This window comes from Parafilimonas sp. (assembly GCF_051953455.1).
In the GTDB taxonomy this organism is placed as follows: Bacteria; Bacteroidota; Bacteroidia; order Chitinophagales; family Chitinophagaceae; genus Parafilimonas.
Map to the genome: position 1 here is coordinate 70,077 of NZ_JBQCIT010000030.1, position 6,842 is coordinate 76,918.

Annotated in this window: 6 protein-coding genes; 4 read left to right on the forward strand and 2 right to left on the reverse strand. The window is 35.6% G+C overall.

What is annotated here, in order from left to right:
- Window positions 1–109: 109 nt before the first annotated feature.
- The gene (locus ACTHN6_RS11730) at window positions 110–1,747 is read left to right on the forward strand and encodes a hypothetical protein (RefSeq protein WP_440435951.1); all 1,638 of its coding nucleotides are present in this window, start codon (window positions 110–112) and stop codon (window positions 1,745–1,747) included.
- Between the two features lie 58 nt (window positions 1,748–1,805).
- Here the strand turns inward: ACTHN6_RS11730 and ACTHN6_RS11735 are convergent, their stop codons facing one another.
- Complete coding sequence (locus tag ACTHN6_RS11735; RefSeq protein WP_090657022.1) at window positions 1,806–2,561, reverse strand: LytR/AlgR family response regulator transcription factor; 756 nt, start codon at window positions 2,559–2,561, stop codon at window positions 1,806–1,808.
- Window positions 2,562–2,607: 46 nt separating this feature from the next.
- Window positions 2,608–3,354 carry a sensor histidine kinase gene (locus ACTHN6_RS11740; RefSeq protein WP_440435952.1) on the reverse strand — a complete coding sequence of 249 codons (747 nt, stop codon included), beginning with the start codon at window positions 3,352–3,354 and terminating at the stop codon, window positions 2,608–2,610.
- A gap of 122 nt (window positions 3,355–3,476) precedes the next feature.
- On the opposite strand from ACTHN6_RS11740, the gene ACTHN6_RS11745 reads away from it, so the two are divergent.
- From ACTHN6_RS11745 to ACTHN6_RS11755, 3 genes are all read left to right on the forward strand, one after another.
- Window positions 3,477–4,514, forward strand: coding sequence for a hypothetical protein (locus ACTHN6_RS11745; protein WP_440435953.1), 1,038 nt, complete (start codon window positions 3,477–3,479; stop codon window positions 4,512–4,514).
- A gap of 149 nt (window positions 4,515–4,663) precedes the next feature.
- Window positions 4,664–5,701 (forward strand): LacI family DNA-binding transcriptional regulator, encoded by a 1,038-nt coding sequence (locus ACTHN6_RS11750; protein ID WP_440435954.1) that lies wholly within the window; start codon window positions 4,664–4,666, stop codon window positions 5,699–5,701.
- A gap of 116 nt (window positions 5,702–5,817) precedes the next feature.
- A partial coding sequence (locus ACTHN6_RS11755) for a fatty acid desaturase family protein (protein ID WP_440435955.1) occupies window positions 5,818–6,842 on the forward strand: 1,025 nt, incomplete at its 3' end.

Below are 6,842 nucleotides of genomic sequence, written 5' to 3' on the forward strand. Positions count from 1 at the left end.
GTATAAAAAATTTTATTTTGCTTTTAAGTGAATATTCCGTTTTATCCTATATGCGTGTTATTTTTAACGTTAAACGACATTCAAACTGTTTCTATAATTTTATAATGAAATGAAATCCAATCTTTCTATCTCCCAAAACAACTGGCTCAGAAATTCAGATTTATTTATCATTATTATCTTTTGCTGCGTTCCGCTTTTTATGAGTTTCCCGTACAGGGTAAACATTTTTCTGTCCTGGGAAGGCGCTTACAGGTTATATCTCGGCCAGATGCCGTACCGTGATTTTGGATTGCCTATGGGGTTTGGATATTGGGTGGTGCCTGCCATTTTCTTTAAAATTTTTGGCCCTTATCTCATTTCACTGGTAAAAGCGCAGGTATTTTTAAATTTTATATGTGCCCTGTCTTTCAGGGGGATATTAAAAAAATTAAACCTCTCAGATGGCGTAAGAATTGCCGTAATTATTGTTTTCTGCCTTTCTTATATACTTCCTAATTTTTGGCCGTGGTACAATAACTCTGTTATCATTTGGCAGATCGTGGGACTGAATTTTTTATTAGGCTTTTTAAATAGCGAAACTAAAAAGAAATACATTTTTTTATTCTTAAGCTGCTTTTTCCTTTTTGTGTCGTTTTTCACCAAACAGGATGGCGGTTTTTTAGGATTTGCCGTTGCGGCGGCGCTTGTTTTGTATAATGCCGTCATAACAAAAAAATGGAAAGACTTTTTTCTTTTTTTCCTGCTTTATATAATCATCGCTGTGCTGGTAATTTTACCTTTTACACAATACAGTTTTGGTTATTGGTTTAATCATGGCCAGCCGCCACACACAGCAAGAATTTCTATTTCTGATATACTGGGTGAACTTTTTGGCGCTTCACAATGGATTAAATTTTATTTACTGTTAATCGCCATTATTGTTGCATTCAAAATAAAAAATAACCGCAGCTTTTTAACTGACAGGAATGAAATGATTTTCCTGCTGCTTACGCTGGGCATTTTAGCCGAAGCATTAATTTTTGGTGTAACAAGTTATACGCCGCCCGATAATAATATATTCTTTCACAGCTTTGCGCTGGCCTATATTATTACAGGTTTGTCTGGCATTACCTTAATTAACTTCAACCGCTTTTCTTATTTCGCAGGTTTGGTGGTATTGATTCTGTTTTGGTGGTCGGCAGGTTACTGGCAATATATTAACAGGATCGTCATGCGCATTTTTCCTTCAGAAACAGTTCAAAAAAGTAATTCACCATCTGCCGAAAATGTAATCAACCGGTACACTTACATGCTTAACCTTGATTCTAATTATTATGAAGATGAAAGCACATGGACAACGATAGATTCGCTCAAATCATTTCAAAAAATATATTTGCCGCCTTCCACTATTGCAGGCATACAGCGATTGAAAAAAATGGATGCATTAAAAAATAATAATGCATCTGTTTTAAATATGACCGAATTAACGCCGCTGGATTATGAGTTTGGTTATAAGCTTGAAACGGGGGAAGATCACCCGCTGTGGGATCATCTTGGCGTTTGCATGTTCAATAAACAATGCGATGATTATTGTGATAAAATCAAAAACAAACAATATGATGTTGTTCTGTTTGAATATATCCCATCACTTAATAATTTCTTTCCTTTCAGAATAAGGGATTCGCTGCAGGTATATTATAAAAAAACAGATAGTTTTCTTGCTCCCAGAAGGCCAACAAATGGTACGATTGAAGTGTATGTAAAATAGCGAGGATGAGTGGCGCAAATCCTTAAGGCAAGTTCGTAACACTGCTCTAATTATATAATCAGAAAGAAATAACGCCTTTAAGTTCTTCGAAGAAAACATCTTTTTTGCGTGCAGAAATGGGCACAGATGCGCCGTCGGTCATAATAATAGATGCGCCGACGCCTTTAACAATTTTTATCATATGCCTTATATTGATAAGATAAGATTTGTGCACACGGTAAAAACCTTTTTCCGTAAGCAATTCTTCAAAGTCTTTTAAAGATTTTGAAGCCACATAACTTATATTACCGGTAAGTTTTAGCTTGGAATAACTATCCAAAGCTTCTATGTACATGATTTTGCTAATGTCAACTATATCGTACCCATCGGCTACATGCACTACAATCTTTGAAAAGTTTTCGGGTGAGTTCGTAAAATAATTTTTTATAAGGCCGCTTATTTCACCGTATTTATTTTGTTTATTCCTTACTTTTTCTATGGCGGCAATTATATCAGATGATTTTATGGGTTTTAAGATATAATCCATAGCGGCCATTTTTAAGGCACGTATGGCATATTCCTGGTAAGCAGTTACAAAAACTATTTCAAAATCAATTTTCGGGATTTTGGGCAATAGTTCAAAAGAAGTATAAGGTGGCATCTGTATATCCATAAAAATTACATCCACCTTTTCTTTCTCAATGTTTACCAATGCATCATCCAGGTTGTCTGCAATCCAGACAACTTCTACATTTTCGCAGCTTAATACAACGCGTTTAAGTATTTCGATATTGGACATTTCGTCATCCAAAATAGCAACTCTAACGTTTCTCATAGAAAGCAATTATAACAATTTTTTCTTAAGTGAATGCAAAATCATACTAAATATTTTGAACAGGCAGGCCTAATTCCACCAAAAGGCCTTCTCCCTCATTTGCTTTTTTATCTACAAAACCAATATAAGCTTTTGTTGCTGAGGTTTCATTCATCATCTTAATGCGCTCATTAAGAATTTTAAGTGCTGACCTTTCATAATTAGGATTACTCTGAAAGTCTTGCTTTAAACCAAGGCCGTTGTCATCAATTTTGACGATTAAAAGTTTATCGAAATAGAAATCAATATGCAGAAAACCATTATGCTTTTTTGGCGCCAGGCCATGCCGCACTGCATTTTCAACAAGCGGCTGGATCATCATGGTTGGTATATAAATATTTTTAGGTTCGGAAACGTTGTTAAGATTAATATTATAATCGAAGCTTTCATTAAAGCGCAGCCGTTCCAGCTCTATATATCTTTTTATAAAAGTTATTTCATCGGCCAGCGATACTTCAGGCTTCTTGGCATTTTCAAACATCTGTCTTAATAACAAAGAAAAATCTGATAAATAGTCAAATGCCTTTTTATTCTCATTTATCATTATCAGGTACTGGGCTGCACTTAGTGAATTATAAATAAAATGCGGATTCATTTGGCTGCTAAAAGCCTTTGATTCTAACTCTATTTTATTATTTTTACGCTCAAGCCGGATATTCTTTTCTGTAAGTTTATTGTAAGTACGCCTGTAAAAATAACTTCCTGCTGCAATAACAGCTAAAAGAATGTAATAAACAAAGATTGCAAAGGTCATAAGCTTAAGTTATCTGCGGACGACGATTGAGTATTAGAAATTTTTTCGCTAAATAAACTTAAGTTTTTTTATTTTCAATTATTATGTTACAAATGTTTAATCACAACTCTTGTATTTAATCAATGTCCTGGGTACCCATATCAAAGAGGGAAACTGTGCTTTGGAATGAAAAACTAAAAAATGTAGATGCAGTTTTTAATCAATTTCCCTATTACATCGCAAATGAATACAATTCATTTTTATCAAAAAGCCGGTTTATAAAATATGTTCATCAAGATCAGGATGTGGCTTATGCAGCCATCATCGAGATTGGCTTATACCCGGCTAAAATGGGTATTATTGAAGGCGGGCCTGTATTATTAAAAACTGATGCAGATGTTGGCGCCATAATCAATAACCTGAAAAAATTTGCAACAAAATCTGGTTATACGCATTTGCAAATAAGGCCGCCTATTAATTCCCCTGCCATAAGCATTATAGAAACAGATAAGGACTTTGAGAAGAAAGTTTATTTTCCTTACCATGTAAAAGACGATAGTGAATTAAACATTTATAATAAGTCCGAAAAAGAATTGCTTGCCGGTTTTAAAATGCAATGCCGGCGCAAAATTGTTTTGGCCGGAAGGGTTGGTTTTGAATATAAAAAAGCCGGGGAAAAGGAATTAGTTGATATAAAGAACCTTTTTAATGAAGTATCAGACAGTAAAGGTTATGGTTTTTTACCTTTTAAAATATATGAGGCCATTCACAAAGAAGGAAGGAAATATAATTTATGCGACTGGTACACGGCTTATTTGGATAACGAACTTGTAAATGCAATTTTTATTGTAAAAGATAGCCAGTCGTTCTACCACTTTACAAGCGCATTGAGGGTAACGAACTATCATCCAAACGAATCTCCTCCTGCCAAACTGCATTTTTTTGCCATGCAGGATGGCTTTTACAATGATAATAAAGCATACTATAATATAAGTTATGGCGGCAGCAATAGTTTAGTAAGGTTTAAAGAATTATTTAACCCGGTAGAAGTTGAAAAACCACCTTATTATACGTATGTAATTAAAAAAAGAACATTGAAATGGCTTTCCAGGTTTTCAAAAGATTATGCTGCACGTTTTAGAAACATAATAAAATCCGTGGATAAGTTATTTAGAAAATAAAACGTATTCATTAAATCTTAGCCTGTTTTTAAAAATGCTTTGGTTAATTTTTAAACGCTTTCAGCTATTTCAAAGATATTTGTTTTGAAATAGCGGTTAACTGCCTGCTTTAAAAAGTTTTAGATTCAAAAAATAATTTATAATACAGGGTGAAACCAGAAAAGGAAATTACCATTTACGATATTGCCAAACAATTAGGTGTATCTCCGGCTACGGTAAGCCGTGCGCTCAATAACAGCCCCTCCATCAGCACTTCTACCCGTAAACGCGTAAATGCTTTAGCCGAAAAATTAGGCTACCGCCATAATACTTTCGCCAGCAGCCTGCGCCTGCAAAAAACAAATACAATAGGCGTGATTCTTCACGAATTAAACAGCTATTTTATTACCTCTGTGCTTGCTGGCATAGAAAAAATTGCATCTGAAGCTAAGTACAATCTTATAATTGTGCACTCGGCAGAAAATGCTGCACTCGAAATAGCAAATGCCCGCAACCTTTTTCATAAACGGGTTGACGGTATTATAGCCTCCCTATCATTCGACACAGAAGACATTTCTCATTTTAATCAGTTTCAAAGTAAGAATATACCCGTTGTTTTCTTCGACCGCGTTTTCGAAAACAGCGAGAGCACTAAAGTTATTATTAATAATTTCCAGGCGGGCTACGATGCCACCAGCCATCTTATACAGCAAGGTTGCAGGCGTATTGCGCATGTTACATCCAGTCTTAAAAGAAATGTGTATGCCGAAAGAATGCGGGGCTACAAACAGGCTTTGCTTGACAATAAATTGAAATTCGATGAAAAGCTGGTGATAATTGACGGTTTTAAAGAACAGGATGCCACCCGTTCGGCAAAACATATCCTGTCAATGAAAACTTTGCCCGACGGCCTCTTTATTACCAATGATTTTTGTGCAGCCGTAATAATGCAGATATTGAAAGATGCAGGCGTGCGTGTGCCGGAAGATATTGCCATCGTTGGTTTTAATAACGATAGTATAGGCAAAGTTGTAAGCCCTAAACTCACCACCATAAATTATCCCGGTTTTGAAATGGGGCAGGTTGCGGCACAAAGCCTCATTAATCATTTAAAAGGTTTATGGAATATAAACCTTACCAACACCGTAGTAATAAAATCAGAACTTATTATCAGGGAATCTTCCCTTAAATCGGGCAAACCTGCATAGGTTCTTTCTCTGCGCTTATATTAACTAAAAGCTACAGATTAAATGACAATATTGCATAAATCTTAACCCTTAAGTTTACTATTTTTGCAATTCAATTTTTAAAAGCCTGTTTTCTCATGAGTGTTACTCCAAAATTTGCACAGCTAAAACCATCCTTTCATGCTGAATTAAAAAAACGTATTGCTAATTATTTTGAAACTACCGGCAAATCAACTGCAGGCAATTATGCTCTTTGGACCAAAGCCATTATTTTAGTTTCGGCACTTATCTTATTATATATACACCTGGTGTTCTTTACGCCTTCAACATTGTGGGCTATAGCTGAATGCATATTGCTTGGCGGCGCTGTTGCATCAATAGGTTTTAATATTATGCACGATGGTGCTCACGGCAGTTTCAGCAAAAGCCCTGTTTTAAATAAAATGGCTGCTGTAACGCTTGGCTTTTTAGGCGGAAGCCATTTTATGTGGAATGTTAAACATAATATTATTCACCATGCTTATACAAACATTGATGGCGTGGATGATGATATTGACGCAAAACCTTTTTTAAGAATGGCCTCAACCCAGAAGAAATATAAATTTCATCGTTTCCAGCATTGGTATTTCTGGTTTTTTTATTGCTGGCTATATATATACTGGATATTCTTTTCTGACTATAAAAAATATTTCACCCGTAAAATCGGCGATATGCCTTTAAAGAAAATGACGGCAAGCGATCATTTCTATTTCTGGCTGTATAAAGTAGTAAGTCTCGCAGTTTTTATTGTTATTCCCATGATTACGGTGGGCGTTGGCGATACCATTATTGGTTATTTAATAATGACATTGGTAGCGGGTTTTATTTTAAGCATTGTATTTCAATTAGCGCATACGGTGGAGCACACGCAATTTCCAATGCCAAACGAAGCTTCAGGCAAAATGGATGACGAATGGGCCATTCACCAGCTAAAAACAACCGCTAATTTTGCAACAAGAAACCCGGTTATTTCCTGGCTGGTAGGCGGCCTGAATTTCCAGATTGAGCACCATTTATTTCCTAAAATATCACATGTTCATTATCCTGCCATCAGCAAAATAATAAAACAGGCCTGCCGGGAATATAATGTTACTTATGTTGAATATCCGCGCATGTACCAGGC

What these genes read in the sequence shown, in the direction of transcription:
- ACTHN6_RS11740 (WP_440435952.1), bottom strand. Translation starts at nt 3,354, where the DNA reads ATGACCTTTGCAATCTTTGTTTATTACATTCTTTTAGCTGTTATTGCA.
- ACTHN6_RS11735 (WP_090657022.1), bottom strand. Translation starts at nt 2,561, where the DNA reads ATGAGAAACGTTAGAGTTGCTATTTTGGATGACGAAATGTCCAATATC.
- ACTHN6_RS11730 (WP_440435951.1), top strand. Translation starts at nt 110, where the DNA reads ATGAAATCCAATCTTTCTATCTCCCAAAACAACTGGCTCAGAAATTCA.
- ACTHN6_RS11745 (WP_440435953.1), top strand. Translation starts at nt 3,477, where the DNA reads ATGTCCTGGGTACCCATATCAAAGAGGGAAACTGTGCTTTGGAATGAA.